This is a genomic window from Scandinavium tedordense (assembly GCF_024764965.1).
Taxonomy (GTDB): Bacteria; Pseudomonadota; Gammaproteobacteria; order Enterobacterales; family Enterobacteriaceae; genus Scandinavium; species Scandinavium tedordense.
In genome coordinates, this window is sequence record NZ_JALIGG010000050.1 from 134,356 (window position 1) to 159,812 (window position 25,457).

At 55.0% G+C, this 25,457-nt stretch carries 26 protein-coding genes; 10 read left to right on the forward strand and 16 right to left on the reverse strand.

Annotated elements, in window-relative coordinates:
• Positions 1-539: 539 nt before the first annotated feature.
• A complete protein-coding gene (locus MUU46_RS04780) occupies positions 540-2,675 on the forward strand; it encodes an ornithine decarboxylase (RefSeq protein ID WP_258964939.1) in 2,136 nt (711 codons plus the stop codon).
• Between the two features lie 26 nt (positions 2,676-2,701).
• Here the strand turns inward: MUU46_RS04780 and MUU46_RS04785 are convergent, their stop codons facing one another.
• Together MUU46_RS04785 and MUU46_RS04790 are read right to left on the reverse strand one after the other, a co-directional pair.
• The gene (locus MUU46_RS04785) at positions 2,702-3,397 is read right to left on the reverse strand and encodes a response regulator (protein ID WP_159758591.1); all 696 of its coding nucleotides are present in this window, start codon (positions 3,395-3,397) and stop codon (positions 2,702-2,704) included.
• Positions 3,373-5,001 (reverse strand): ATP-binding protein, encoded by a 1,629-nt coding sequence (locus MUU46_RS04790; protein ID WP_258964940.1) that lies wholly within the window; start codon positions 4,999-5,001, stop codon positions 3,373-3,375. Before MUU46_RS04790 ends, MUU46_RS04785 begins: the two co-directional genes overlap by 25 nt.
• Positions 5,002-5,291: 290 nt before the next feature.
• Here MUU46_RS04790 and MUU46_RS04795 point away from each other — a divergent pair, with 290 nt between their 5' ends.
• From MUU46_RS04795 to citG, 3 genes are read left to right on the forward strand one after another with little or no spacing between them, the layout of a single operon-like run.
• Complete coding sequence (locus MUU46_RS04795; protein ID WP_159758644.1) at positions 5,292-6,656, forward strand: 2-hydroxycarboxylate transporter family protein; 1,365 nt, start codon at positions 5,292-5,294, stop codon at positions 6,654-6,656.
• A 23-nt stretch (positions 6,657-6,679) separates the two neighbouring features.
• Positions 6,680-7,219, forward strand: a complete 540-nt coding sequence (gene citX, locus MUU46_RS04800; RefSeq protein ID WP_258964941.1) for a citrate lyase holo-[acyl-carrier protein] synthase — start codon at positions 6,680-6,682, stop codon at positions 7,217-7,219.
• Entirely contained in the window at positions 7,197-7,997 is an 801-nt protein-coding gene (gene citG, locus MUU46_RS04805) for a triphosphoribosyl-dephospho-CoA synthase CitG (protein WP_258964942.1), read from the forward strand. The genes citX and citG overlap by 23 nt, the downstream gene beginning before the upstream one ends.
• Before the next feature lie 42 nt (positions 7,998-8,039).
• Here citG and MUU46_RS04810 read toward each other — a convergent pair whose 3' ends face one another.
• The 4 genes from MUU46_RS04810 to mutY all read right to left on the reverse strand — a co-directional run bounded on the left by MUU46_RS04810 (position 8,040) and on the right by mutY (position 12,002).
• Positions 8,040-9,296: a nucleoside permease gene (locus MUU46_RS04810; RefSeq protein ID WP_258964943.1), complete on the reverse strand. Its 1,257-nt coding sequence runs from the start codon at positions 9,294-9,296 to the stop codon at positions 8,040-8,042.
• A gap of 226 nt (positions 9,297-9,522) precedes the next feature.
• Entirely contained in the window at positions 9,523-10,602 is a 1,080-nt protein-coding gene (gene mltC, locus MUU46_RS04815; protein ID WP_258964994.1) for a membrane-bound lytic murein transglycosylase MltC, read from the reverse strand.
• Between the two features lie 46 nt (positions 10,603-10,648).
• Entirely contained in the window at positions 10,649-10,924 is a 276-nt protein-coding gene (locus tag MUU46_RS04820) for an oxidative damage protection protein (RefSeq protein ID WP_110511928.1), read from the reverse strand.
• 25 nt (positions 10,925-10,949) lie between these two features.
• Positions 10,950-12,002: an A/G-specific adenine glycosylase gene (gene mutY, locus MUU46_RS04825; protein WP_258964944.1), complete on the reverse strand. Its 1,053-nt coding sequence runs from the start codon at positions 12,000-12,002 to the stop codon at positions 10,950-10,952.
• 143 nt (positions 12,003-12,145) lie between these two features.
• Between mutY and trmB the strand changes: the two genes are divergently transcribed.
• From trmB to MUU46_RS04840, 3 genes are read left to right on the forward strand one after another with little or no spacing between them, the layout of a single operon-like run.
• A complete protein-coding gene (gene trmB, locus MUU46_RS04830) occupies positions 12,146-12,865 on the forward strand; it encodes a tRNA (guanosine(46)-N7)-methyltransferase TrmB (RefSeq protein ID WP_159758579.1) in 720 nt (239 codons plus the stop codon).
• Entirely contained in the window at positions 12,865-13,191 is a 327-nt protein-coding gene (locus MUU46_RS04835) for a YggL family protein (protein ID WP_110511931.1), read from the forward strand. Before trmB ends, MUU46_RS04835 begins: the two co-directional genes overlap by 1 nt.
• A gap of 54 nt (positions 13,192-13,245) precedes the next feature.
• Positions 13,246-13,965 (forward strand): YggN family protein, encoded by a 720-nt coding sequence (locus tag MUU46_RS04840; RefSeq protein WP_159758577.1) that lies wholly within the window; start codon positions 13,246-13,248, stop codon positions 13,963-13,965.
• A gap of 503 nt (positions 13,966-14,468) precedes the next feature.
• Here MUU46_RS04840 and MUU46_RS04845 read toward each other — a convergent pair.
• The 6 genes from MUU46_RS04845 to MUU46_RS04870 all read right to left on the reverse strand — a co-directional run bounded on the left by MUU46_RS04845 (position 14,469) and on the right by MUU46_RS04870 (position 18,213).
• Positions 14,469-14,831 (reverse strand): DUF559 domain-containing protein, encoded by a 363-nt coding sequence (locus tag MUU46_RS04845; protein WP_258964945.1) that lies wholly within the window; start codon positions 14,829-14,831, stop codon positions 14,469-14,471.
• Between the two features lie 63 nt (positions 14,832-14,894).
• Positions 14,895-16,037 carry a radical SAM family heme chaperone HemW gene (gene hemW / locus MUU46_RS04850; protein ID WP_258964946.1) on the reverse strand — a complete coding sequence of 381 codons (1,143 nt, stop codon included), beginning with the start codon at positions 16,035-16,037 and terminating at the stop codon, positions 14,895-14,897.
• Positions 16,037-16,624 carry an XTP/dITP diphosphatase gene (locus tag MUU46_RS04855; RefSeq protein WP_258964947.1) on the reverse strand — a complete coding sequence of 196 codons (588 nt, stop codon included), beginning with the start codon at positions 16,622-16,624 and terminating at the stop codon, positions 16,037-16,039. Before MUU46_RS04855 ends, hemW begins: the two co-directional genes overlap by 1 nt.
• Before the next feature lie 11 nt (positions 16,625-16,635).
• Positions 16,636-16,923 carry a DUF167 family protein YggU gene (yggU, locus tag MUU46_RS04860; protein WP_110511937.1) on the reverse strand — a complete coding sequence of 96 codons (288 nt, stop codon included), beginning with the start codon at positions 16,921-16,923 and terminating at the stop codon, positions 16,636-16,638.
• Complete coding sequence (locus tag MUU46_RS04865; protein ID WP_159758567.1) at positions 16,920-17,486, reverse strand: YggT family protein; 567 nt, start codon at positions 17,484-17,486, stop codon at positions 16,920-16,922. Before MUU46_RS04865 ends, yggU begins: the two co-directional genes overlap by 4 nt.
• A gap of 22 nt (positions 17,487-17,508) precedes the next feature.
• The gene (locus tag MUU46_RS04870) at positions 17,509-18,213 is read right to left on the reverse strand and encodes a YggS family pyridoxal phosphate-dependent enzyme (RefSeq protein WP_258964995.1); all 705 of its coding nucleotides are present in this window, start codon (positions 18,211-18,213) and stop codon (positions 17,509-17,511) included.
• 15 nt (positions 18,214-18,228) lie between these two features.
• Here MUU46_RS04870 and MUU46_RS04875 point away from each other — a divergent pair, with 15 nt between their 5' ends.
• Positions 18,229-19,209, forward strand: a complete 981-nt coding sequence (locus MUU46_RS04875; protein WP_258964948.1) for a type IV pilus twitching motility protein PilT — start codon at positions 18,229-18,231, stop codon at positions 19,207-19,209.
• On the opposite strand, the gene MUU46_RS04880 is transcribed toward MUU46_RS04875, so the two are convergent.
• Complete coding sequence (locus tag MUU46_RS04880; RefSeq protein WP_258964949.1) at positions 19,206-21,464, reverse strand: FAD-dependent oxidoreductase; 2,259 nt, start codon at positions 21,462-21,464, stop codon at positions 19,206-19,208. The two genes, MUU46_RS04875 and MUU46_RS04880, sit on opposite strands and share 4 nt — an antisense overlap.
• Positions 21,465-21,531: 67 nt before the next feature.
• Here MUU46_RS04880 and MUU46_RS04885 point away from each other — a divergent pair, with 67 nt between their 5' ends.
• Both MUU46_RS04885 and MUU46_RS04890 read left to right on the forward strand, forming a co-directional pair.
• Positions 21,532-22,224 (forward strand): IclR family transcriptional regulator domain-containing protein, encoded by a 693-nt coding sequence (locus MUU46_RS04885; protein ID WP_258964950.1) that lies wholly within the window; start codon positions 21,532-21,534, stop codon positions 22,222-22,224.
• Between the two features lie 220 nt (positions 22,225-22,444).
• The gene (locus tag MUU46_RS04890; RefSeq protein ID WP_258964951.1) at positions 22,445-23,098 is read left to right on the forward strand and encodes a LuxR C-terminal-related transcriptional regulator; all 654 of its coding nucleotides are present in this window, start codon (positions 22,445-22,447) and stop codon (positions 23,096-23,098) included.
• A gap of 90 nt (positions 23,099-23,188) precedes the next feature.
• On the opposite strand, the gene ruvX is transcribed toward MUU46_RS04890, so the two are convergent.
• The 3 genes from ruvX to gshB form a co-directional block, all read right to left on the reverse strand.
• Positions 23,189-23,605, reverse strand: coding sequence for a Holliday junction resolvase RuvX (gene ruvX, locus MUU46_RS04895; protein ID WP_159758559.1), 417 nt, complete (start codon positions 23,603-23,605; stop codon positions 23,189-23,191).
• Complete coding sequence (locus MUU46_RS04900; RefSeq protein ID WP_185153751.1) at positions 23,605-24,168, reverse strand: YqgE/AlgH family protein; 564 nt, start codon at positions 24,166-24,168, stop codon at positions 23,605-23,607. Before MUU46_RS04900 ends, ruvX begins: the two co-directional genes overlap by 1 nt.
• A gap of 249 nt (positions 24,169-24,417) precedes the next feature.
• Positions 24,418-25,365: a glutathione synthase gene (gene gshB, locus MUU46_RS04905; RefSeq protein ID WP_159758557.1), complete on the reverse strand. Its 948-nt coding sequence runs from the start codon at positions 25,363-25,365 to the stop codon at positions 24,418-24,420.
• Positions 25,366-25,457: the final 92 nt, after the last annotated feature.

Below are 25,457 nucleotides of genomic sequence, written 5' to 3' on the forward strand. Positions count from 1 at the left end.
AACGGGGCGCATTAAACTAAATTCGACACGCGTCGTCAACGAAATTTATGTGTTTCGCGACGGACTGCGCAATCTCTCACCATTCGCGATCGCTGGCGCGCTTTCAGTTACTGCTGTAGCGCCAGTATTTTATGCATTAATACTGAATTTATATTGAAGGTGGCAGCGATTTATAGAGCGATAAATAGGGTTTTATGCATAAAGAATTCATCTTGCGCCCCTGTTGGAAAGGTGTAATCATTGCGCGAATTTTCTCCTTTCAACCCATGGGAGCAGCGGAATGTTTATCCTCGAACAACATTGCCTTATCCACTTCGCGCGCGTGCGAAGTTGCTCCCGTATCCTCGCAGAACCTTCTATGCTCACCATGCGGTGAGGGAAACGCACGCTCACTGCAGGACAACAGTAAAATCAGATCTCGTCTGCTTTTACTGATGTCTGGCGGTCGGAGCTGGTCACCAGTCGGACCCTGACAGTTTATGGGCACGGTCAATACCGTGTCCGGGCCTTTTACTCTCCCGATTTGGGTAGTCGCGCTTATGAAATCTTTGCACATTGCCGCCAGCCGTGAGCTGGTCACTCGTCTTTCCAGCCACCGCCGCGTGGTAGCGCTGGACAGTACCGATTTTACCGACGTGGCGGCAGTCGTCATTACCGTGGCGGACAGCCGCAGCGGCATTCTCACGTTGCTAAAGCGCACCGGTTTTCAGCTGCCGGTGTTCCTTTTTTCTGAAGAACCCGTGGATGCACCGGAAAGCGTTGATGCCGTTATCGGCGGCAGCGTTCAGCAGTGGCTGGAGCTCGAAACCGCCGCCACGCGCTATGAAGAGAATCTTCTGCCGCCGTTCTTCGACACGCTGACGAAGTACGTCGAAATGGGCAATAGCACCTTCGCCTGCCCGGGCCATCAGCACGGTGAGTTCTTTAAAAAGCACCCGGCCGGTCGCCAGTTCTATGACTTTTTTGGCGAGAACCTTTTCCGCGCCGATATGTGCAATGCCGACGTCAAACTGGGTGATTTGCTGATCCACGAAGGGGCGGCCAAGCGCGCGCAGAAATTCGCGGCAAAGGTCTTTAATGCCGATAAAACCTGGTTTGTGCTGAACGGTACGTCGGCGGCGAATAAGGTGGTGACCAATGCGCTACTGACCCGTGGCGACCTGGTGCTATTCGATCGCAATAACCACAAATCGAACCACCACGGTGCGCTGTTTCAGGCCGGGGCAACGCCGGTGTATCTGGAAGCCGCGCGCAATCCGTTTGGCTTTATCGGCGGCATTGATGAGCACTGCTTTGACGATAAATACCTGCGCGAGCTGGTGCGTGAAGTGGCCCCGGAAAAGGCGGGCGATACGCGTCCGTTCCGCCTGGCGGTGATCCAGCTCGGCACGTATGACGGCACTATTTATAACGCCCGTCAGGTGGTCGATAAAATTGGGCATCTGTGCGACTACATTCTGTTTGATTCCGCGTGGGTTGGTTATGAGCAGTTCATTCCGATGATGGCCGACTGTTCGCCGCTGCTGCTGGAGCTGAACGAAAACGATCCGGGTATTTTTGTCACCCAGTCAGTGCATAAGCAGCAGGCGGGCTTCTCGCAGACTTCGCAAATCCATAAGAAAGACAATCACATTCGCGGTCAGGCGCGTTTTTGCCCGTATAAACGCCTGAACAACGCCTACATGCTGCATGCATCAACCAGCCCGTTCTATCCGCTGTTTGCGGCGCTGGACGTGAACGCCAAAATTCACGAGGGCGAAAGTGGTCGTCGTCTGTGGGCGGAATGCGTGGCGCTGGGGATTGAGGCGCGCAAAGCGATTATCGCTAACTGCAAGATGATCAAACCGTTTATTCCGCCGACGGTGGCGGGCCGTCCGTGGCAGGATCATCCGACGGAAGCCATTGCTCGCGAACGCCGTTTCTTCAGTTTCGGGCCGGGTGAGGAGTGGCACGGGTTTGAGGGCTACGCGCAGGATCAGTATTTCGTCGATCCGTGCAAGCTGCTACTGACCACGCCGGGGATTGATGCTCACACCGGTAAATATGCGGCGTTCGGCATTCCGGCGACGATCCTTGCGCACTATCTGCGTGAAAATGGCATCGTGCCGGAGAAATGCGATCTGAACTCGATCCTGTTCCTGCTGACGCCTGCTGAAAGCACCGAAAAGCTGGCGCAGCTGGTGGCGATGCTCGGGCAGTTCGAACAGCACATTGAAGACGATACGCCGCTGGCCGAGGTGCTGCCAACGATTTACAGCAAGTATCCGGTGCGTTATCGCGATTATACGATCCGTGAACTGTGCCAGGAGATGCACGATCTGTACGTCAGCTTTGACGTGAAGGATCTGCAAAAGGCGATGTTCCGCAAGGAGAGTTTCCCGGCGGTGGTGATGAATCCGCAGGATGCCAATATCGAGTTTATTCGCGGCAACGTCGAGCTGGTGCGTCTCAGTGAAGCGGAAGGGCGCATCGCCGCGGAAGGCGCGCTGCCTTACCCGCCGGGTGTGCTGTGCGTGGTGCCTGGCGAAATCTGGGGCGGCGCAGTGCAGCGCTATTTCCTTGCACTGGAAGAGGGCGTCAATATGCTGCCGGGCTTCTCGCCGGAATTGCAGGGCGTGTACAGCGAAAAAGACGCCGATGGCATCAAACGGCTGTACGGCTACGTGCTGAAGTAGTGTTGTCCTGGCCGGGCGCGGAGAAGTTAGCTCTCATGCGCCCGGCGATACAGCCGCCGAGGGTGGCCGATTTTACCGTACAGCATTTCCACTTTTAGCAAACCCGCCTCGACGCTGTGTTCCAGATAACGTCGGGTCGTGGTTTTGCTTAACCCCGTTTCCACCACCACGTCATCCACGGAAAAAAAGCGTTCAGGCTCTTCCTGAAACAGCGCTTTCACGCGTTCCAGCGTCTTCTCCTCAATGCCTTTGCTGCCGTTATCGAGCCGGTAGTTTTTCGCCTGGAGCTGGTACAGCGAATCGACGTTTTGCTGATCGACAATCTTCCATACCCGCTGCTGTTCGTGAAACTGCACAAACCGCTCCAGCGACTGGCTGAGACGCTTCCAGGAAACGGGTTTGAGAATGTAATCAAACGCACCATTACGAATCGCCTGACTACAGGTGTCCATATCGCTGGCGGCGGTGACAAATATCACCGAACAGTTGGCGAGGTTCAGATTCGGGGTATTCAGCAGCGTGATGCCTTTGCCGTCTGGCAAATAGTTATCCAGCAGCACCAGTTGCGGATGCTTTTCGTTGAGCAGCGTTTGCGCCTCGGCTAACGATGAGGCAATTCCGACCAGCCGTAGCCGTGGGTGTTTGCGGATAAGCTCCGCGTGCAGGGCTGCGAGCTCGCTTTCATCTTCTACAATCGCTACATCAATAATGTCGTGTTGCATGATTCTTCTCTTCCTGGTTGAAGCACAGGGATAAACACGGAGAAAATGGTTCCGCTCGGTTCGTTGTCGGCCACTTCGATAGTGCCGCCGGCCTGGGTCACGTAGCTGTCGATAAGGTACAGCCCGATGCCGTGGTCGCCGCGGGTTTTGGTGGTGACGCCCCTTTCAAAAATGTGATCGCGGAGTTCCGGGATAATCCCGATGCCGCGGTCGGCCACTTCAATAATGAGCTCCCGCTCGTTTAAGCGAATCAGTACTTCGACCGGCGCGTGGGGTAGCACGGCGCGCTGGGTGGCTTCGATCGCGTTGTCGAGCAGGTTCCCGATGATGGAAATCACCTCCGCCTCCGGCAGCGTCGGGAAGGGCTTATCCATGCCGCAGCCGGGATCAAGCTGCAACTCGACGCCCTTCTCACGCGCCCTGGCCGCTTTGCCGAGCAGCAGACCGCAGATCGTCGGCGAGCTGAAGCGCGCGGAAAGGAAATCGAGCAGTTCCTGGGCATGCTCCGACTGTGCCTGAATAAAGCGGATCGCCGCGTCGTAATGACCCATATGCAGCAAACCGGAGAGGGTGGTCATTTTGTTGAGCTGTTCGTGACGCATAATGCGCAGGTTATCGACATAGCGCTTTACCTGGCTAAGCTGCGCGCTGAGTGAGTCAATGTCATTGCGGTCGCGGAAGGTAATCACCCAGCCCTGTAACGCGTTTTCGAGCATGATCCTGACCCGGCTGGCGAGTACTCTGCTTTGGTTAAAATGGCACATTTCATCGTGCGTATCTTTCGCCAGCATGACAGCGGGATCAAAGAACGGAACCGGGGCAATCACATCGCCAATCGGCAGCCCACGCAAGCGTCGCGCAGGCTGGCTGAGGTTCAGTAATTTACGCGCCGCCTGATTGATAACCTCAATACGGCCATCTTTATCAATGGCGATTACACCTTCAAAAATGGACTCCATCATCGCTTTTTGCTGACGCACCAGCAGACCGATTTCCCGTGGTTCGAGCGAGAAAATCTGTTTTTTGATGCTGCGGGTGAAGAACCACGAGAAGACAAAGAGTGCGATAAGCAGCAGAACGGCGGCAATCAGAATATTGACCATTTTGCTGACGGTAACGTCGTCGAGATAGCTGGTGAGATAGCCCACCGACACGATGCCCACCACCTTACCGTCATCATCCAGAATGGGCGCTTTGCTGCGCAGTGAAATACCGAGTCCGCCTTTGCGGATGGTGATGGTGCTTTTGCCTGCCAGCACTTCCTGATTGTCACCCCCGACCAACTCCGTACCGACGCGGTCGACAAAAACAGAATGGAATAAATGGCGGGCGTGGTTATCGCCAATCACAATAAAACTGGCATCGCTGTGCGCCGCAAGTTTATGCATGAAGGTATCAATGGCGGGGATGTTTTTATTGGCGACATCCTGGCGCAGGGTGGGAATAAGGGCAATTTCTTCTGCCTGTATTTTCGCTCTAATGCTCATTTCCTGATACAACTGACGGCCCATGTCGACATAATAATATCCGCCGAGCAGGGCAAAAAGCACAGAGAAAAAGGCCACCAGGGATATAAACAGTTTTATCTGGAAAGACAGCTTCATTACCATCGCACGCGCTCATAAAAATGGTATTTACTGTATCATCAAAACCAGCCGTCACGCCGCTTTTCACTGAAACTTGTGATCGTTTGCACAGCCACTTCTCTGAGGGGTTTCGCAATAATTAACACCATAAAAACCACACGTAATAATAAGATGTAGATCACGTTCAATAATTAAAACCATTAACACCATAGTGACCATAAAAACTTCGGTTTTAATCTGAATTTCCTCACGTAAAAGCGAGTGTGGGCCCTCTAAGATGAAAGCGTGAAATAACCAAGGGGCCGATGATGAGCACGACCGATGATTCTTTTACCGTTAACCATGAAACAATAAATATTCCGAAAACATCACTGAGAGAGAAGTGGTGGCACATTATGGATAGCTGGAAAATAGGGATCATTCCTCTGCCACTGTTTCTGCTTGCCGGGACGCTAATCGCCATTGATTGTCTCGGGGGCAAACTGCCGAGCGACATCGTGGTGATGGTCGCCACGCTGGCCTTCTTCGGCTTCGCCTGTGGTGAGTTCGGCAAGCGTTTGCCGATTGTGGGTAAATTCGGCGCGGCGGCTATCTGCGCCACGTTTATTCCTTCCGCGCTGGTCTATTACGGCCTGCTGCCAGATGTGGTTGTGGAATCGACCACAAAATTCTACAAATCCACCAACATTCTGTACCTCTACATCTGCTGCATTATCGTTGGCAGCATCATGAGCATGAACCGCACCACGCTGATTCAGGGCTTCCTGCGCATTTTCTTCCCGATGTTGTGTGGCGAAGTGGTCGGTATGGTCGTGGGGATGGGCGTCGGCATGGCGCTGGGGCTGGAACCGTTCCAGATTTTCTTCTTCATCATTCTGCCTATCATGGCTGGCGGCGTGGGTGAAGGGGCGATTCCGTTGTCGATAGGCTATGCCACTTTACTTCATATGGATCAGGGGGTTGCGCTTGGGCGCGTGCTGCCGATAGTGATGCTGGGGGGGCTGACCGCGATCGTGATTTCAGGCTGCCTGAATCAGCTCGGCAAGCGCTACCCGCATCTGACCGGCGAGGGGCAACTGATGCCTGTGAGTGACGGTGAAACTGATTCTGCCCCAGACGCGGCAGTCTCCAGCGGGAAAACGGATGTGACGACTATCGCGTCGGGTGCGCTGCTGGCGGTACTGCTCTACATGCTCGGGATGCTCGGCTACAAGTTGATTGGCCTGCCTGCGCCGGTGGGAATGCTGTTTATCGCAGTGTTCATCAAGCTGGTGAATGGCGTATCGCCGCGCCTGCTGGAAGGCTCCCAGGTGGTGTACAAATTCTTCCAGACCGCGGTGACGTACCCGGTGCTGTTCGCGGTTGGCGTGGCAATCACACCGTGGAATGAGCTGATGGCGGCATTTACGATCAGCAATCTGCTGGTTATCGTCAGCACCGTGTCTGCGCTGGTGGCGACCGGGTTCTTTGTGGGTAAAAAGATTGGCATGCACCCGATTGATGTGGCGATTGTTTCCTGCTGCCAGAGCGGGCAGGGCGGCACCGGGGATGTGGCTATCCTGACCGCAGGTAACCGTATGAGCCTGATGCCGTTTGCTCAAATCGCAACGCGTATCGGCGGGGCCATTAATGTGGCGGTGTCGCTGCTTATCCTCAGTAAATTTCTTGCCTGATTAACGGGCGAAGGAGAGAAAGAATGACCCTCGAAACGCTGCACCGACCGGGCGTGACACTGGACCAGATGCTGGCCGCGAAGGACAACCGCGCTGCGCGTCAGGCCGACTGGTTGCAGCATTACGGCCAGCCGGTGGTGTCGCTGACGCTGGTGACGCCTGGCGAAGTGAAAGACAGTATCCGCTATCGCAACAGCATGGGCGTTGCCATTCAGGCCTGCGACCAGCTGCTGTGGCAATATCACTGGCAGGTGCTCGACCGCCAGGTGCTATGGCTGCCGACCGGGCCGGAAGCCCTGTGGTGCGTGGCGCATAGCGCCGCTGAAATTAAAGCGTATGCGACTACCCTGGAGCAGTCGCATACGTTGGGGCGTCTGTGGGATATCGACGTGATTTGTCCGCAGAGTGGGCCGGTTGGGCGCACCTCATTGGGCCGCTCACAGCGCCGTTGCCTGCTGTGTGATGAACCAGCTCATGCCTGCTCGCGTTCCCGTCGTCATGAGCAGGCGTTAGTGGTTGCCAGCGTGGAGAAGCTGATTGATGACTGGTTTGCCCGCGACTAAACCGCGCATTAAAAATGTCCCGGCATTGGCAGAGGAGGCGCTGTGGCAGGAGCTGGAACTGACGCCAAAACCAGGGCTGGTGGACCGGCGCAACAACGGCTCTCATCGCGATATGGATCACGCGCTGTTTGTGCGAAGCATCCGGGCGATTACACCATGGTTTGCGCGTTTTGCTGAACTCGGGGCACAGCACGCGACGCGCGATATGACCGAACAGCTGCGTATTCTGCGCCCGATGGGTATCGCCTGTGAGCAGGCGATGTACGCGGCAACCGACGGTATTAACAGCCATAAAGGCGGGATATTTTCCCTCGGCCTGTTGTGCTTTGCTGCCGGAGGCATGAATGACGTAACTGCAGAGAATTTATGCCTGCAAGTTCGGAGGATATGCCAGGGTGTGGTCGCCCGCGAACTGATGGCACGCCCAGCGGCGAGCACGGCGGGCGAGCGTCAGTTTCAGCAGTTCGGCCTGACGGGCGCGCGCGGCGAAGCGGAAAGCGGTTTCGCGACGGTCAACGCCGTTTTACCGCACTGGAACCGCTATCGACTTGACGAGATGTTGCTGCGACTCATGTCTATCAATACTGACAGTAATTTGGTGTCGCGCGGCGGAATGGCCGGGCTGGAATACGTCCAGCACTCTGCGCAAAACCTGTTGCATGACGGCTGGGATAAATACGCGTTAGAGGCGATGGACGATGCGCTGATCGCGCGGAATTTAAGCCCGGGTGGCAGCGCGGATTTGCTGTCGGTGGCGTGGGTACTTGGGGAGCTGTAGGCCCGGCAGCGTAGTGCCGCCAGGCCTTAATGTGAAAATCGATTAGTGGGCAACCGGCTGTGCGGTCGCAACCGTTGGCACATGTTTGTATTTGAACAATGCCACGAATGCGAAGGCCAGCACCAGCGAATAACCTGCGAAAATCAGCCATACGCTCTGCCAGTCGGTATTGCCGTTCACGGTGTACATCTCAACCACTTTACCACTCACCATGCCACCCAGGATGCAGCCGAAGCCGTTGGTCATCATCAGGAACATCCCTTGCGCACTGGCGCGAATTTCAGGTCGCACCTCTTTCTCAACAAACACCGAACCGGAAATGTTGAAGAAGTCGAACGCGCAGCCGTAGACGATCATCGACAGCACCAGCAGGATGGTGCCGAACGCGGACGGGTCGCCATAGGCGAACAGACCGAAGCGCAGCATCCACGCAAAGATACTGATAAGCATCACGTTCTTAATACCGTAACGGCTCAGGAAGAACGGGATGGTGAGGATGAACAGGGTTTCGGAAATCTGGGAAATCGACATCATCACAGATGCGTGTTCAACGATAAAGCTTCCGGAGAACAGCGGGTTGTTATCGAAACTGTGCAGAAAGGTGTTGCCGAACATGTTGGTGATTTGCAGCTCCGCGCCCAGCAGCATGGAGAAGATAAAGAATATCGCCATGCGCTTGTTTTTAAACAGCGCGAAGGCGTCGAGGCCCAGCATGGTACTCCAGCTTTGGTTTTTCTGCTGCCGCGAAACCGGAATATGCGGCAGTGTCAGGGTGAACAGAGTAAGAACCAGCGACAGCCCTGCGCCGATGTACAGCTGCATGTGGCTCAGTTCAAAGCCTGAGAAGCTCACCGCCCACATAGCCATGATAAAGCCGATAGTGCCCCAGATACGAATCGGCGGGAAATCGGTGACGATGTCCATGCCCACAGATTTCAGGCGATAGTAGGAGATGGTGTTCACCAGCCCAAGCGTCGGCATATAGGCCAGCGAGTTGAGCAAGATGACGATAAACATTTCGCCCGGCGTGGTGACCTGCGCCGCCATAAACAGCGTGCCTGCACCCACTAAATGGCACAGCGCGTAGACCCATTTCGCACTGATCCATTTATCTGCCACGATGCCAAGCAGCGTCGGCATAAAGACCGCCGCAATCCCCAACGAGCTATACACCGCACCGATGGATGCGCCGTCGAATTTGAGCGTGACGAACATATAGGAGCCGAGGGTTGTCAGCCAGCTCCCCCAGAGGCAGAACTGCAGGAACGACAGTATTTTAAGCTGCAGCTTAAGGTTCATGTTATTTTCCTCACAAAGTGACCGGCTGGATGTTTTTATAGAAACATTTATGGCGTGAATTTGATGCGATTCTATCGGTGTCGGGCGCGTCGTTTTGTTACCTCCAGCAAAAAAATGCAATATTTATTCTTTTGCAGAGTGGATTAGTGACGCAAATAACATTTTCGTATGGTGGGGGCGGATTTTGTGCGGGCTGATGCCCTCACCCGTGGGGTGAGGGCATAGATTACTTCCGGCGGTAACTCTTCTGCGTGTTGTTCACTTTATACAGATAGCGGCGCGATTCTTGCGACGGATGACGCGTCGTCAGCGTCTGATAAACGTCACCCGGCGCCATGCTGTTAATGATGTTCGCCGCCTGAACTTTATCGCTGGAGAAGACGCGGAGCACGCTACCTGCGCCGCCGTTATAAGCGGTGATCACCGCGTAACGGCGTGAGGTCGGGTTATCAATTCCACCCAGATAAACATTGCTCAGCATCGCCAGATATGCGGTGCCGGTATCAATGTTGTTGGCCGGGTCAAACAGGTAACTGCGGCTTGGTGTCCCGGATTTCCCCTGCGCCTTATACACGTCTTTTCCGGCGGTATGCTGTACGACCTGCATCAGTCCCAGCGCATCGGAATTACTGACGGCGTAGGGGTTGAATGAGGATTCGGTCTGCATAATCGCCAGAATCAGCGACTCATCAACGCCATACTTGCGCGAGGCCTGACGTACCATGCCGATGTATTTATGCGCACGTTTATCGAGGTGGTTTGGCACCAGATTGATGGTCACGCTGTAGATAACGTGCAGCCCATTGCTGCGGCTCTTCAGGCGGTTTTGCAACAGCCAGTCAGCGTAGTTCGACGCGCGGCCTTGCCAGCGAATCGGCTGCCCGGTGTTATCCACCACCTGACCATACAGGAACGGCTCTTTGGAAATCTGGATATCATCGGCGTCGGAATAGAGATCGACTGAACCCGGATCGTCGCCCATCAGGAGTGTTTTGATGATGGTCTGACGAAGATGGCCGGCAGGATCGGTTCCGGCGATGGTTTCAAAGGTGATGGTGCCGTTATCAAAGTTGATATGGCTGCGAGTGTAATACTGGTCGGAATACTTCACGTAGTCCTTCGGTCCGGCGACCAGAACTTCGTTGTATCCCCAGATATTCTCGATGTTATGGGCAAATTGCCCCATCAAAATGTCAAAACCGTTGGTGTCTTTTACCCAAGCGTCATTATAAGACGTGCTCTTTTTGGAGCCTGAACACGAAATGAGCAACGGCGCAATCAGGGCTAGCGCTAAATATTTTTTCATCATTCCGGGAAGTGTCGTCAGGTTGAAATAAAGGGCCGAATGGCCCTTATTGTTTTTCTGGCGGCGTATAGCCTTCGATGTGAACGTCCTTGCCCTCGAACAGGAAGTTAACCATCTCCTGTTCCAGCAGCTTGCGATGCTCCGGGTTCATCATGGTGAGTTTTTTCTCGTTGATGAGCATGGTCTGCTTATGCTGCCACTGGCCCCAGGCTTCTTTAGAGATTTCGTTATAGATGCGTTTTCCGAGCTCGCCCGGATACAGCTGGAAGTCCTGGCCTTCAGCGTCGCGCTGCAGGAAGGTACAAAAAATGGTTCTGCTCATGACTATTCCTCTTTATGGCCGTCGCTCAAACCAGAGCGCCGGCGCGTAACTGCTGTAACAGACGCTCCACGGGTGCCGCCAGCCCGACTGACGGTGGCTGAGCTAAGTTATACCAGAGAGCGCCGCCTTCATCCATGCACGCGTCTATCGACTGCACGCTGAGCCACATAGGCACAATATCTAAATGGAAATGGCTGAAAGTATGGCGAAAAGCCGTTTGCTGCGCGAGTGACGTGGTTTTTATCTGACGTGCGGCTAACCATTCGAGGAGTTCTTCTTCGGCGGTAAACTGCGGGAAGCAGAACAGCCCGCCCCACAGACCGCTTGGGGGACGCTGAAGCAGGAACACGTCGTCGTCGTGCTGCATAATCAGAAAATATCCCACGCGCTCCGGCAGGATCTGCTTCGGTTTCTTGCCGGGATACTGCGCCCACGAGTGGTTGGCATATGCCACGCAGCCGTTGTTCAGCGGGCAGAGTTCGCACTTAGGTTTTGAACGGGTGCAGACTAGCGCGCCCAAATCCATCATCGCCTGATTAAAACGCTCCACGCCTTTCGCCGGGGTCACGTCTTCACTGATTTCCCATAGCCGTTTTTCCACCTCTTTCTTGCCCGGCCAGCCGCTCACCGCATAGCAGCGAGCGAGCACGCGTTTCACGTTGCCGTCGAGAATAGGGAAATGTTTGCCGAGCGACAGCGAAAGCACCGCGCCCGCAGTGGAACGACCGACGCCGGGGAGTGCCGCCACTTCGTCAAAAGTTTCCGGGAATTTACCGTTGTGCAGCGTCGCGACCTGCTGTGCGGCTTTGTGCAGATTGCGTGCCCGGGCGTAATAGCCGAGGCCCGTCCACAGGTGCAGCACTTCGTCGAGCGGTGCATTAGCGAGATCGGTGATGGTTGGAAAACGCGCCATAAAGCGCTCAAAATAAGGAATAACGGTAGCAACCTGAGTTTGTTGCAACATCACCTCAGAGAGCCATACTTTGTACGGCGTTTTTTCCATTTGCCAGGGCAGGGTCTTACGCCCATATTTGTCGTACCAGTCCAGCACCTGGGCTGAAAATTGAGAGGCTTGCATGGCTACCGATTCGCTGTATCAGGGACGCAGATTGCAGCACAGCGCCATCGGGCTGTAAACCGGATCTTTCCCATGCTTGCATACTTCGCCTGAGTTTGGATAATGCCCGTTTCCCGAATACTCATCAGGTAGACAGAATTTTTATGAACAACGACGTCATTTCACCGGATTTTGATGAAAACGGCCGCCCGCAGCGCCGTATTCGTAGCTTTGTCCGCCGTCAGGGCCGCCTGACCAAAGGGCAGCAGCACGCGCTGGATAACTATTGGCCGGTGATGGGTGTCGAGTTTAGCGAAACGCCTGTCGACTTTGCCGCTCTGTTTGGTCGCGACGCGCCAACCACGCTGGAAATCGGCTTCGGCATGGGCGCATCGCTTGTCACCATGGCGAGCGCGAAACCAGAGCAGAACTTTTTAGGTATTGAAGTGCACTCTCCGGGCGTCGGTGCGTGCTTAGCGTCGGCCCATGAAGAGGGCGTGGAAAACCTGCGCGTGATGTGTCACGACGCGGTTGAAGTGCTGCATAAAATGGTTCCTGACAATTCTTTGAACATGGTGCAGCTGTTTTTCCCTGACCCGTGGCACAAAGCACGTCATAATAAACGCCGTATCGTTCAGGCTCCTTTTGCAGAGCTTGTGAAGAGTAAGCTGAAGCTTGGCGGCGTCTTCCACATGGCGACCGATTGGGAAGCGTATGCAGAGCACATGCTGGAAGTGATGTCGTCGCTTGACGGGTATAAAAACCTCTCTGAAAGCAACGACTACGTACCGCGTCCGGAATCACGTCCGGTAACCAAATTTGAACAGCGTGGCCATCGTCTTGGTCACGGCGTTTGGGACTTAATGTTCGAGAGGGTGAAATAATGGCGAAGAACCGTAGCCGTCGTCTGCGTAAAAAAATGCACATCGACGAGTTTCAGGAATTAGGATTTTCCGTTGCATGGCGTTTCCCGGAAGGCACGACTGAAGAACAAATCGACCATATCGTTGATGAGTTTATCAACGAGGTGATTGAGCCGAATAAACTGGCCTTTGATGGCAGCGGCTATCTGGCCTGGGAAGGTCTGATTTGCATGCAGGAAATCGGTAAATGTACCGAAGAACACCAGGCCGCCGTGCGTAAATGGCTGGAAGACAGGAAGTTCGAAGAGGTACGCACCAGCGAACTTTTCGACGTTTGGTGGGACTAAACAAACATAAAGGGCCAGCAATCGCTGGCCCGTTTTGTCTTTACAGGAGTTTCTATGATGCGCAAAACGCTGCTGGCAGCGGCTCTCTCCGTCACCGCATTTGCCGCTCAGGCGGATTATCAGTGCAGCGTGACCCCGCGTGATGACGTTATCCTCAGCCCGCAAACCGTGCAGGTGAAAGGGGAGAACGGCAATCTGGTCATCACCCCTGATGGCAACGTGATGTATAACGGCAAACAGTACACTCTCAGCGCTGCTCAGCGTGAGCAGGCGAAAGACTACCAGACCGATCTGCGCAGCGCGCTGCCGTGGATTGACGAAGGCGCCCGTTCCCGCGTCGACAAAGGCCGCGTCGCGCTGGACAAAATCATCACCGAGCAGGTTGGGGCCAGCAGTAATATGCATGGGCGTCTGACCAAACTTGATGCCCAGCTGAAAGAGCAGATGAACCGTATTATTGAGCATCGTACCGATGGCCTGACGTTCCACTACAAAGGTATCGATCAAGTTCGCGCTGATGGCCAGGAACTGGTGAATCAGGCGATGGGCGGTATTCTACAGGACAGCATTAATGAGATGGGCTCGAAAGCGGTCGTCAAAGGCGGCGGTAATCCACTGCAAGGTATTTTAGGCAGCCTCGGCGGCCTGCAGGGCGCGATTCAGGATGAGTGGAAGAGCCAGCAGGCAGATTTCCAGAAGTTCGGCAAAGACGTGTGTAGCCGTGTTGTGTCGCTGGAAGATAGCCGTAAGACGCTGGTCGGTGGGTTGAAGTAACGGTTGCTGTTTTCCCCCTCACCCTAACCCTCTCCCCAAAGGGGCGAGGGGATTGATCGAGTTTTCCCTTTCTCAAAGAGTCGACTGGACCGTCAGGGCTTTTCCCCCTCTCCCCAAAGGGGCGAGGGGATTGATCGAGTTTCCCTTTCTCAAAGAGTCGGCTGGACCGTCCGGGCTTTTCCCCCTCTCCCCAAAGGGGCGAGGGGATTGATCGAGTTTCCCTTTCTCAAAGAGTCGGCTGGACCGTCCGGGCTTTTCCCCCTCTCCCCAAAGGGGCGAGGGGATTGATCGAGTTTTCCCTTTCTCAAAGAGTCGACTGGACCGTCAGGGCTTTTCCCCCTCTCCCCAAAGGGGCGAGGGGATTGATCGAGTTTCCCTTTCTCAAAGAGTCGACTGGACCGTCAGGGCTTTTCCCCCTCTCCCCAAAGGGGCGAGGGGATTGATCGAGTTTTCCCTTTCTCAAAGAGTCGGCTGGACCGTCCGGGCTTTTCCCCCTCTCCCTTTTAGGGAGAGGGCCGGGGTGAGGGTAAAATCTCACGTAACACTTCCAGTATTCTCTCCAACACAGCACTCTCGTTATCCTGCAATTCATTATTCCAGAACCTCAAAACGCGCCAACCCCGCTGGATAAGAAAGTCACTTCGCTGTTGGTCATATCCCTGACGTTCCCCATGCTGACCACCATCCAGTTCAATCACCAAACGAGCTTCGCAGCAGGCAAAATCAAGAATGTAATGTTCAACAGGGTGCTGCCGACGGAATTTATACAGACAGAAGCGGCGGCTACGTAGCAGATGCCACAGCTTTCTTTCTTGTGGAGTGAGTTCACGTCGGAGCTGACGCGCAAAGCTTCTGATCTTTTCCATCCCCCCAATCTGCCAGCATTTACTTCAACTAGCAGAAAGGGAGATGAAATCCTGAATCGTGCTTCAGGAATCTTCGGAGAGGAATAGCTCGAGCAGGGAATTGAGGAACAGTTTCCCATGTTCGGTAATCTGCCAGAACTGCTCACACTCGCTGAGATAACCCTGTGCGATGGCTTCGTCAATCTGCGCGCGAACCGCAGATTCCGGCAAACCCGTGAACGCGGTAAATTCAGCACGAGGGGCAGGCTCCAGCAGGCGGAAGCGGTTCATAAAGAACTCGAAGGGTTTGTCTGCGGTTTCGACGTCGTGCTGACGCTCCAGATATCGGCCTTCCATATAGCCACGTGGATGACGGGTTTTGGCGGTACGCAGAATGCGCCCGTCCGGGAACGTCACTTTACCGTGCGCGCCGCAGCCAATGCCTAAGTAATCGCCAAAACGCCAGTAGTTCAGGTTGTGCTGACACTGATAGCCCGGCTTGGCGTAGGCGGACGTTTCATATTGCTGATAGCCCGCGGCACTCAGCAGCTGGTGGCCCTGCTCATAGATATCCCACAGCGCATCGTCGTCCGGTAGTTTTGGCGGGCGCGAGCTAAAAAGCGTATTCGGTTCGATGGTGAGCTGATACCACGACAAATGCGGCGGATTGAGCGCAATCGCCTGACGCAGATCGTCCAGCGCTTCTTCCAGCGACTGGTCCGGCAGGCCGTGCATCAGGTCGAGGTTAAAGCTGCGTAGATTCAGACTCGTCGCCAGATGTGCCGCGCGTTTCGCTTCGTCAGCGTCGTGAATGCGCCCCAGACGTTTGAGTTTGGCTTCGCTAAAGCTCTGCACGCCAATCGAAATGCGGTTCACGCCCGCGCGCTGATAATCCACAAAGCGGTCGGCTTCCACCGTGCCTGGGTTGGCTTCCATGGTGATTTCTGCATCAGCCGCCAGATTCAGGCGCGCGCGGACGCCATCCAGCAATGTTTGCATCGCCGGGCCAGAGAGCAGGCTCGGCGTGCCTCCGCCAATGAAAATCGTTTTTACTTCGCGTCCCTGTGCGTAAGGCACGTCGACGTCTAAATCGGCGAGCAGATGCTGCACGTAGTCGTCATGCGGCACTTCGCCTTTCAGCGCGTGCGAATTAAAATCGCAGTACGGGCACTTCTGCACGCACCAGGGAATGTGAATGTAAAGACTCAGCGGAGGGAGAACGATCATTAACGCAGTGCTTCCAGTAACAGTTTCAGCGCCTGTCCACGGTGGGACACGGCAATTTTTTCTTCACGGCTCAGTTCAGCCGCCGTTTTACCGGCGTCGGGAACAAAGAATATGGGGTCGTAGCCAAAGCCACCGTTGCCCGTGGCTTCACGGGTAATCACGCCTGGCCAGCTGCCGTGGCACACCAGCGGCGTTGGGTCTTCGGCATGACGCATGTACACCAGCACGCAATGGAACTGCGCCTGGCGTTGATCGTCGGGCACGTCTTGCAACGCAACCAGAAGCTTTTCCAGATTCTGCTGGTCGCTGGCATCTTCACCTGCATAACGCGCAGAGTAAATCCCTGGCGCACCGCCGAGAACGTCAACCGCCAGGCCGGAATCATCAGCAATGGCAGGCAGACCGGTGACTTTCGCGGCGTGACGCGCTTTGATAATCGCGTTCTCAATAAAGGTCAGCCCGGTTTCTTCCACCGACTCGACGTTCAGTTCGGTCTGTGCGACCACGTCGAGACCAAAATCGTTTAACAGCGAGGCGAGCTCGCGCACTTTACCGGCGTTACCGGTAGCCAGAACTACTTTTTGCATGGGATGTCCTGTCAGATGAGCGCGTCAACGCCCGAAGGGATCTGTTGCGGTTGAATGATTTTTACCTGCTTGTGGCGGCCCAATTCGCCTTTCTCAATTATCACCTGGCTCTTCGCGACGCGAAACTGCTTAGCGAGATATTTTACCAAATGCGCATTGGCCTGGCCGTCCACTGGCGGTGCGGTGATGGCGACTTTTAGTTCGTCGCCATGCAGTCCGACAATGCTGTCACGGCTGGCTTTCGGCTGAATGTACAGCCGTAAAACCAGCCCGTCGTCGCAGACTTCAACGGCACTCATAGCGCCATCCACAGCCCCGGCAGCAGCATATTTCCGGTAGCCTGTAACAGCTCGGAGATGCCCATATTGGCCACGTACAGCAGCAACACGAGGATCATCGGCGAGAAGTCGATGCCACCCATCGATGGCAGCATACCGCGAATTGGACGCAGCAGCGGGTCGGCCAGCTGCATCAGCACAAACTCCACCGGGCTACGGCCGCGGCTGACCCAGCTCATAATCGCCATCAGCATCAGCACCCAGAAAATCAGCAGGCCGATGGTTTTCACCAGAATCAGCACCGCGGAAATCCAGATAATGGGCTGGAAGGTGATAACCATAAACAGCACGATAGCTTTCAGTACGCAGAGTACGAAGGCAATCAATAATGATGAACTGTCAATCGGCCCCATCGCAGGAATAACGCGACGCAGCGGCCCAACCAGCGGTTGAGTGGCTTTCACCACGAACTGCGAGAAAGGGTTGTAAAAATCACAGCGAGCCCACTGCATCCAGACGCGGAGCAGCATCACCATCGTGTACAGCTCAATCACTGTCGAAAGCAGGAAAGTCAACGTCTTCATGGCGTTCCTCAGTTTTCCTTATTTATTGTTGTGTGTAATCGCGCGCACCAAAAATAGCGGTACCGATGCGCACCATCGTGCTACCCGCCGCAATCGCGGCTTCCATGTCGTCTGACATGCCCAGAGAGAGCGTGTCCACGGACGGATAACGCGTTTTCAGCCGGGCAAATGCTACCGCCATTTGTTGCGCTACCGCAAACTGCCTTACATATTCTGACTCAGGCGCCGGAATGGCCATCAGCCCACGCAGGCTCAGACCTGGCAGAGCGGCCACTGCGGCGGCCAGCGCATCGATTTCCTCTGGCGCGATACCGGATTTGCTCGATTCATCGCTGATATTGACCTGAATAAGCACATTCAGCGGCAGCAAATGCGCAGGGCGCTGCTCGCTCAAACGGCTGGCGATGCGCAGGCGGTCAACGGTGTGACACCAGTCGAAATGCTCTGCCACCAGCCGACTTTTGTTCGACTGCAGCGGGCCAATAAAGTGCCACTGTAGGTCATTTTGTCCCGCTTCCTGAAAAAAGCGGACCTTTTCTATTCCTTCCTGAACGTAGTTTTCACCAAAGGCGCGTTGGCCCGCAGCGATAGCTTCTTCGATGGCGCTCGCAGGCTTCGTTTTACTCACTGCAAGCAACGTAACTTCTTCTGGAGCACGGCCGCAAAGGGCGACAGCGGCTGAGATTTTGTCCCTGACCTGTGTCAGGTTATGCGCAATGTCGTTCATTTTCAGGATGATGGTATGGATATGCAGGAAATTGTGGCCCTTAGTGTAAAGCATAATGTCTCGGATCTACACCTGTGCAGCAATGGCACGGTGCGCTGGCGGCGGCGAGGACTCCTCGAACCGGCACCTTTCAGTGCGCCGGAGCCACAAACGCTGTTGCAAAACTGGCTGAGTGAAACGGCGATACGGCATTGGGAAAAGGAAAACCAGTGTGATTTTGCGGTGCAGACGGACAGCGGCACGCGGCTGCGCGCCAGTGTGTTCCGGCATATGGACGGCGTATCATTAGTGTTACGACTGTTGCCGGAAATCTGTCCGCAGCTGGCGGCGCTTGGCGTGCCGCCCGCCATCAGCGAACTGTTAGCCGGAGAAAGCGGGCTGATTCTGGTGACGGGTGCCACCGGCAGCGGTAAATCCACCACACTGGCGGCGATGGTTGATTATCTCAATCATCAGCGTGACGGGCATATTCTGACCCTGGAAGATCCGGTCGAGTTTATGCATCACAGTGAGCGATGTCTGATTCATCAGCGTGAAGTTGGGGCGCATTGCGGGTCATTTTCTGCGGCGCTGCGTGTGGCATTGCGTCAGGACCCCGATGTGATAATGCTCGGTGAACTGCGCGACACCGAAACCATTCGCCTGGCGCTTACGGCGGCAGAAACCGGGCATCTGGTGCTGTCGACGCTGCACACGCGAGGCGCGGCACAGGCCATTGAAAGGCTGGTGGATGTATTTCCGGCCGGGGAAAAAGAGCAGGTTCGCAGTCAGCTTGCAGGAAGCCTGTGTGCGGTGCTGTCGCAAAAGCTACTGCCCGATAAACAGGGCGGGCGCGTGGCGCTGTACGAATTGCTGGTCAACACGCCTGCGGTCGGCAGTCTGATTCGCGATGGCAAAACCCATCAGCTGCCCGGCGTGATGCAGGCCGGGCAGCAAATGGGGATGATGACGTTTACGCAGTGTTTCCAGCAGCGACAGGAAGCAGGCCGCCTTTAGCGAACGTTGAGTGAATAGACTGCGGGCAGCGCGCCCGCAGTGGCGAGAATTTCCAGCCGCACTTCACGTACGCGAATGGCGGTGGGGAACTCATGCCTGCACACGGAATGGTGGTTGTTTTCGACTTCTGTCAGTAACGTTTCGTCCGCCCACAGGCGGTAATGGGTGATGCAATGTGGTGTCACCGCGCTGGCATGGCCCATCTGCACCGTTTCCATCGCGTTGTCGAAATCGTTGTCCTGCACCAGCGTCAGGCGGTGAATCGTCAGCATCTCTGGCCAATGCCAGAGAATCGTCGGGTTTTTATCGTTTAGCGCAGGAACCCAGGCGTTAGTTTGCTGTTCCGGGCGCAGGCGACCATTGAGCAAATGCGTTGCCGGATAGCAGCGCCGCAGCGTAGCAAAACGCAGGGCGGGCAGGATCTGATTCGGGTGGCGGCGTGGTAGCCAGAAGTCGAACTCGTCCACGCCGTAGTCGCCGTCGACCACCTGGCGAGTGTGTTTGGCGACGCGGGCGTTCAGGCTGTTGAACACGGTCATGATGCCGGGAAGCCGAACGTCGGTCAGCGCGATGTCGATATTTTCCTGTGCGTCGAAGGCAACGAAAACGTACTGGTCACGATCGCTTACCCAGTCGAGCTGGCAACGGTATTCGCCTTCTCCATTTACGCTAATGCGATGGCTGGCGTAACGTAACTCCGGCGTGAAGTTCCCGGGGCGTAGGCTGCCCAATAGCGTAATATCTAGCGTCTGCGGGTTTTGGCTGCGTAAGGTGAATGACAATTCAGGCAGTGTTTCACCGGTTTTCATGGGCAGCAGAAGTGCCATTCGTTCGCGCAGAGAGTGCCACGTACCGTTCGGGGGCAGCTCGCTCAATTGCAGTTCGCTGCTGACGCTGATTTCAGCGCCAAGGGCAGGGTCATCCAGCCACTGGCGCGGAATATAACAGCCCGATGCCTGCAAACGCTGCTGCAGTTCGCCGATGCATTGCTGGCCCGCCAGCGCTTTTGGCGTGATGGCGTGCTCATGACAGAGTGCCGCACCTGCGCCAGCCACTTCGCCGAGTAGCCCGCAGGTACACATCACGCGGGCGCTACCGAAGGCGACGTGCGAGGCGGAAATCAGTCGTCCGGTCAGGAATAAGTTATCCAGCGAGCGGCTGTAAAGGCTGCGCCAGGGGATGGTGTAGGTGCCTTTACTGTGAAACTGACGGCAGCCGTCGTGGGTGCTGTAAACGCCATCAGCGGGATGCAAATCTATCGACCAGCCGCCATAGCCGACGGCGTCATAATTATCGCGCTGTTCGACAATGTCTTGCTGACTCAGCAGGTGATCGCCCATAAAGCGGCGGCTTTCGCGCTTGCCGGGCACCGAGCCGACCCATTCGATAGTCATGTTGGCGGCTTCAGGAAACTCGCCAGAATTTTTGATGTGATCCCACACGCCCCAGACGATTTTCCACAGCTCCCACTTGATGGTTTCGCTTTCATAGACGGTATCGAGGCGACCGCCCCATTCTAGCCACCACAGGTCGCAGCCGTTCAGCGTGGACGTGAGCCGCTTATAGCGCGGTATGTCGGTTATTTCTTTTAGCGCAAAAGAGGGCGGGACAAAGTTGACCGGACCCTCGGTCTTTTTGGTGTAGAAATAGATCGAGTGCCCGAGTTTGTGGCCGAAGTTGTCGCCCGGGGCCATTTTTTCGCCCAGTTCACTTTCTTCCTCTGCGCCTTCGCGGAATTCAGCGCCTGCCAGATAGCCCAGCACACCGTCACCGGTGGCATCGCAAAACTGCGAGGCGGAAACCAGGTAGAAGGTTTCATTAATGGCGTTAAAGGCGCTGACTTGAGTGATGCGGTTATGCTCTTTTTGCACTTCATACACGGCAGTGTTGAGCAGTAACGTCAACCCTGGCTGGCTGCGCGCCATATCCAGCAGCACCAGGTCGAACATCACCGGGTTACCTTCTTTATTGCGCCACAGGTTTTCCTCCATGATTTCACCCATGATGCCGCCTTCTCTCGCCCAGCGGTTGTTGTTGCCCATGTGCGATGTTGCGCCGTTGGCCCATAATCTGACTTCGCTCGACGCGTTGCCGCCGAGAACCGGACGGTCCTGAATCAGGATAACCTCCAGCCCGCGACGTGCAGCCGCGAGGGCGGCGCATAGCCCAGCCAGACCACCTCCGGCTACGACAAAATCAGCGTGCAGCGGTTGCACAGGAAAGGTTCTGCTGTCACATGGCGGGTAGATATTCATTACCTTGTATCCTTTTGAGCTGGCGCTAAAATCATTGCTTTATAATCCTGTAACGGACGGAGCGTTAATGTCCTCTCAACCGAACCAAAGCCTGATCGATGGCATCCGCTGTTTGCAATATCTGGTCTCCAGCGGCCGGGCCATTGGCTGTCGTGAGTTGGCGCGCCTGATGGGAATCAACACCACACGCGTGAACCGACTGCTAATGACCATGGCGTCGATCGGCCTGACCATGCAGGACGAGCAGCGACGCTATCTTCCGGGGCCGGGCATTCATGCGCTGGCCGCTCAGGCCATTCGCGGCTCCGCGCTGTTTTCTCATGCGTTGCCGATCCTCGAACGCGCCGCTCCTGGCGATCTGGTCGTGGCGATGGGCGTTCTATGGGAGGACCAGGTGATTTATATCTGGCACTCGGAGCCGGGCAGCAAAATGAGTCAGGCACTGGCCGGTTTCCATATGCTGCCTGCCTGGCAGTCGGTCATCGGTATGTCTCTGCTGGCTGGCGAAAACGACGAAAGCCTTCAGAAACGTTTCAGTCCAGAGCAGTGGCAACAGCTGGCGCCTCATGTGCATCAGCAGCGTGAAAAAGGCCACGTGGTCTGGCATCACAGCGATGGCGAAGTCTCGATGGCACAGCCTTTGGGCGAACATTCCGCCTCATTAGCGTTTGCAGGCATGTGGAACCCGGAACCTGCCGAGGTGGAACGCCGCCAGCAATCGCTGCATGAATTGGCTCGGATGCTCATAAAATCGTCATGACCTGGTCTGTTTCTTTTATAGAAACAAACCAAGTCATGATATGCAAAAAATACAGTCATAATCCGTGAGCGCGATCGCGAGATTGACGCCTGAAACATAAAATTATTTATGCAGTATTTAATATTTATTTGCATGGGGCGGATAAAATTAAATTTCTTTATAAGGAAAATACTTCATTAATGCTAATTGATGGGGAGTCTCAACTATGGAGAGTTTTTAAATGCTTGATGTTTCTGAGAGTGTAAGCCAGCCACGTCAACGTCTTCTCGTCACTCATCCTTCAGTCCAGGCGAATGCCTTCGCGAATTATCTATCTGATCTACTGTCGGTTTTTGTCAGCGTTCACAATATTAATACACCACTTGTGCAGCGTTTACCGCGCGCTACCGTAGTCCTGTTTGATATTGCGATATCGAATAAAAAACTGAATGGGATTTGGCAGGATATTATTCAATCGCAGCTGGAAAACCCACGTTTTCTTATTATCAACAGTGCACAAAAGTATGAGCTATACGAAATGGCAAAATGGCCCGCGCTGTACGGTATATTTCGTCACGACGATGATGAATCGCGCTTAATTGAGGGTGTCAAAGCTGTGCTTCATGGCGAGCAGACGGCTGAATTGAGCGTGATGCACCCGGCAATGTATGCCGTGGAACACACGTCCAGCAAATCTGACAATATTCCGTTGACCGAACGTGAGTGTGAAATCCTCAATGAATTGCGCCATGGTGCAACCAATATGGATATCGCGCGGGCGTTGTTTATTAGTGAGAATACGGTACGAACGCACCTGTATAACGTTTTCCGCAAGCTAAGCGTTAAAAACAGAACCCAGGCGGTGAGTTGGGCGAACGAGAATCTGCGTCACTGATGCGCATTTGCCCGGCGAAGCGACGCTGACCGTGCCGTTGGACTTTGTAGACCGTTTGTAGGCCCGGCAAGCATCGCGCCGCCGGGCAATTCAGAATCCCTGCTCGAAAAAGCTTTCCAGAATCACTACCGCGGAGGCGGAATCCACTTTCCCTTTGTTCAGCGCCCGGTAACCACCGTGCTCGAACAGGCCAGCGCGTGCTTCTACGGTGCTCAAACGCTCATCATGAAGGATGATTTTTACCCCGAAGCGACCGTGAATTTTATTGGCAAAATTACGTGCGCGTGCGGTAAGCGGCTGTTCGGTGCCGTCCATATTCAGCGGCAGGCCAACAACCACGGCTTCCGGTTGCCACTCTTTGAGTATCTTCTCGACAGCGTTCCAGTCCGGCGTACCGTCCTGTGCTTTTAGCGCACCAAGAGGACGCGCAGTGCCCGTCACGCGTTGCCCGACGGCGACGCCAATGCTGCGAGTGCCGAAATCAATACCAATCAGGGTTCCACTCATCAGGCGTGTCCCGCCACGCCAGGCATGGTCTGAATATCAATGCCAATCAGACGGGCCGCGTCGCGCCAGCGATCGGCAATTGGTGTTTTGAACAAAATGTTGAGATCGGCCGGAGCGGTCAGCCACGCATTTTCCAGGATCTCCTGCTCAAGCTGGCCTTTTTCCCAGGAGGAATAACCCAGCGCAACCAGCACTTCCGACGGCTGTTCAGCTGTGCCGAGCGTTTCGAGCACGTCGCGAGATGTGGTGATGATCGTGTTGTCAGATATGCGGATACTCGAGGCGAACGACGAAGGAGGTGTATGCAGGATAAAACCGCGATCTTCTGCAAGAGGACCACCCAACATCACCGGTTTGTCGAGGCGGATCTCCGGATCGCGCGGATCAGGGGTGATTTTCAGCTTTTCCAGAATCCCTTCAACCTTCAGATTTTCCATCGGTTTATTAATGATGATCCCCATCGCTCCGTCATCATTGTATTCACAAATGTAGATCACGGCGCGGCGGAACATCGGGTCCTGGAGAGCAGGCATGGCAATAAGAAAGTGGTGCTGTAAATTCATTGTCAGAGGTTCTGTTTCCTGGTTTAAAAAGCAACAACGGCCAGTATGCGGGCAAACCAGGGCGCTGTCGAGTGAAGGCAGGATTGCTCCCGCCTAAGACTGCAGACAAAGAAGGAAAAAGCGTGGTTTTTCCTTCTTTGTGGTTATCAGCCGAAAATCAATAAATTGATTTTCCTTATTTTTGATCTGGGTGCTTTACGAATACGGCATCCGTTTTCGGGCGGGATTGCTCCCGCCTTTGGTCGCGACTTACTTACCCAGACGCTTTTCGATAGCGTCCATCAGCATACCGGTGATGGAGACAGGGAATTCGGCTTCGATTTCGCGAATGCAGGTTGGGCTGGTGACATTAATTTCTGTCAGGCGATCGCCGATGATGTCCAGGCCAACGAATATCAGGCCTTTCTCTTTCAGCGTCGGGGCCACTTTACGGGCGATTTCCCAGTCGCTTTCAGAAAGCGGACGCGGTTCGCCACGGCCACCTGCGGCTAAGTTGCCGCGGGTTTCGCCGCCCTGCGGAATACGCGCCAGGCAGTACGGCACCGGTTCGCCGTCAACGACCAGCACGCGCTTGTCACCGTCTTTGATGGCAGGGATATAGTTCTGCGCCATGCAATAACGGTTACCCAGCTCAGTCAGGGTTTCAGCGATGACGCCCAGGTTTGGATCGCCTTGCTTCACGCGGAAAATCGACGCGCCGCCCATGCCGTCCAGCGGCTTGAGGATGATGTCGCCATGTTTTTCCCAGAACGCTTTCAGCTGGGCCTTGTTACGGGTCACCAGCGTTTCCGGCGTCAGGTCGGCAAACCAGGCGGTGAACAGCTTTTCGTTACAGTCGCGCAGGCTCTGCGGTTTGTTAACGATCAGCGTGCCTTTTTCTTCTGCGCGCTCAAGAATGTAGGTCGCGTAGATGTATTCAGTATCAAACGGCGGATCTTTACGCATCAGGATGACATCCAGATCGGCCAGCGCCAGATCCTGTTCACCGTTGAAGGCATACCAGCCGTCATAGTTCTGCTCAACGCTCAGCAGACGCGTTTGCGCCCGCGCTTCGCCGTTGTTCAGATAAAGATCATTCATCTCCATATAGTGGAGTTCGTAACCACGACGCTGCGCTTCCAGCAGCATAGCGAAGCTGGAATCTTTCTTGATGTTGATCTTCGCAATGGGGTCCATCACGATGCCGAGCTTGATCATTGTTCTTCTCCATTAAAAAAGCTGGCTACAAGGTGTTATCGTTGCAGGCCGTCTGGGAGCAGACAGCGCGCAACATTTGTAGCGTACAGTGG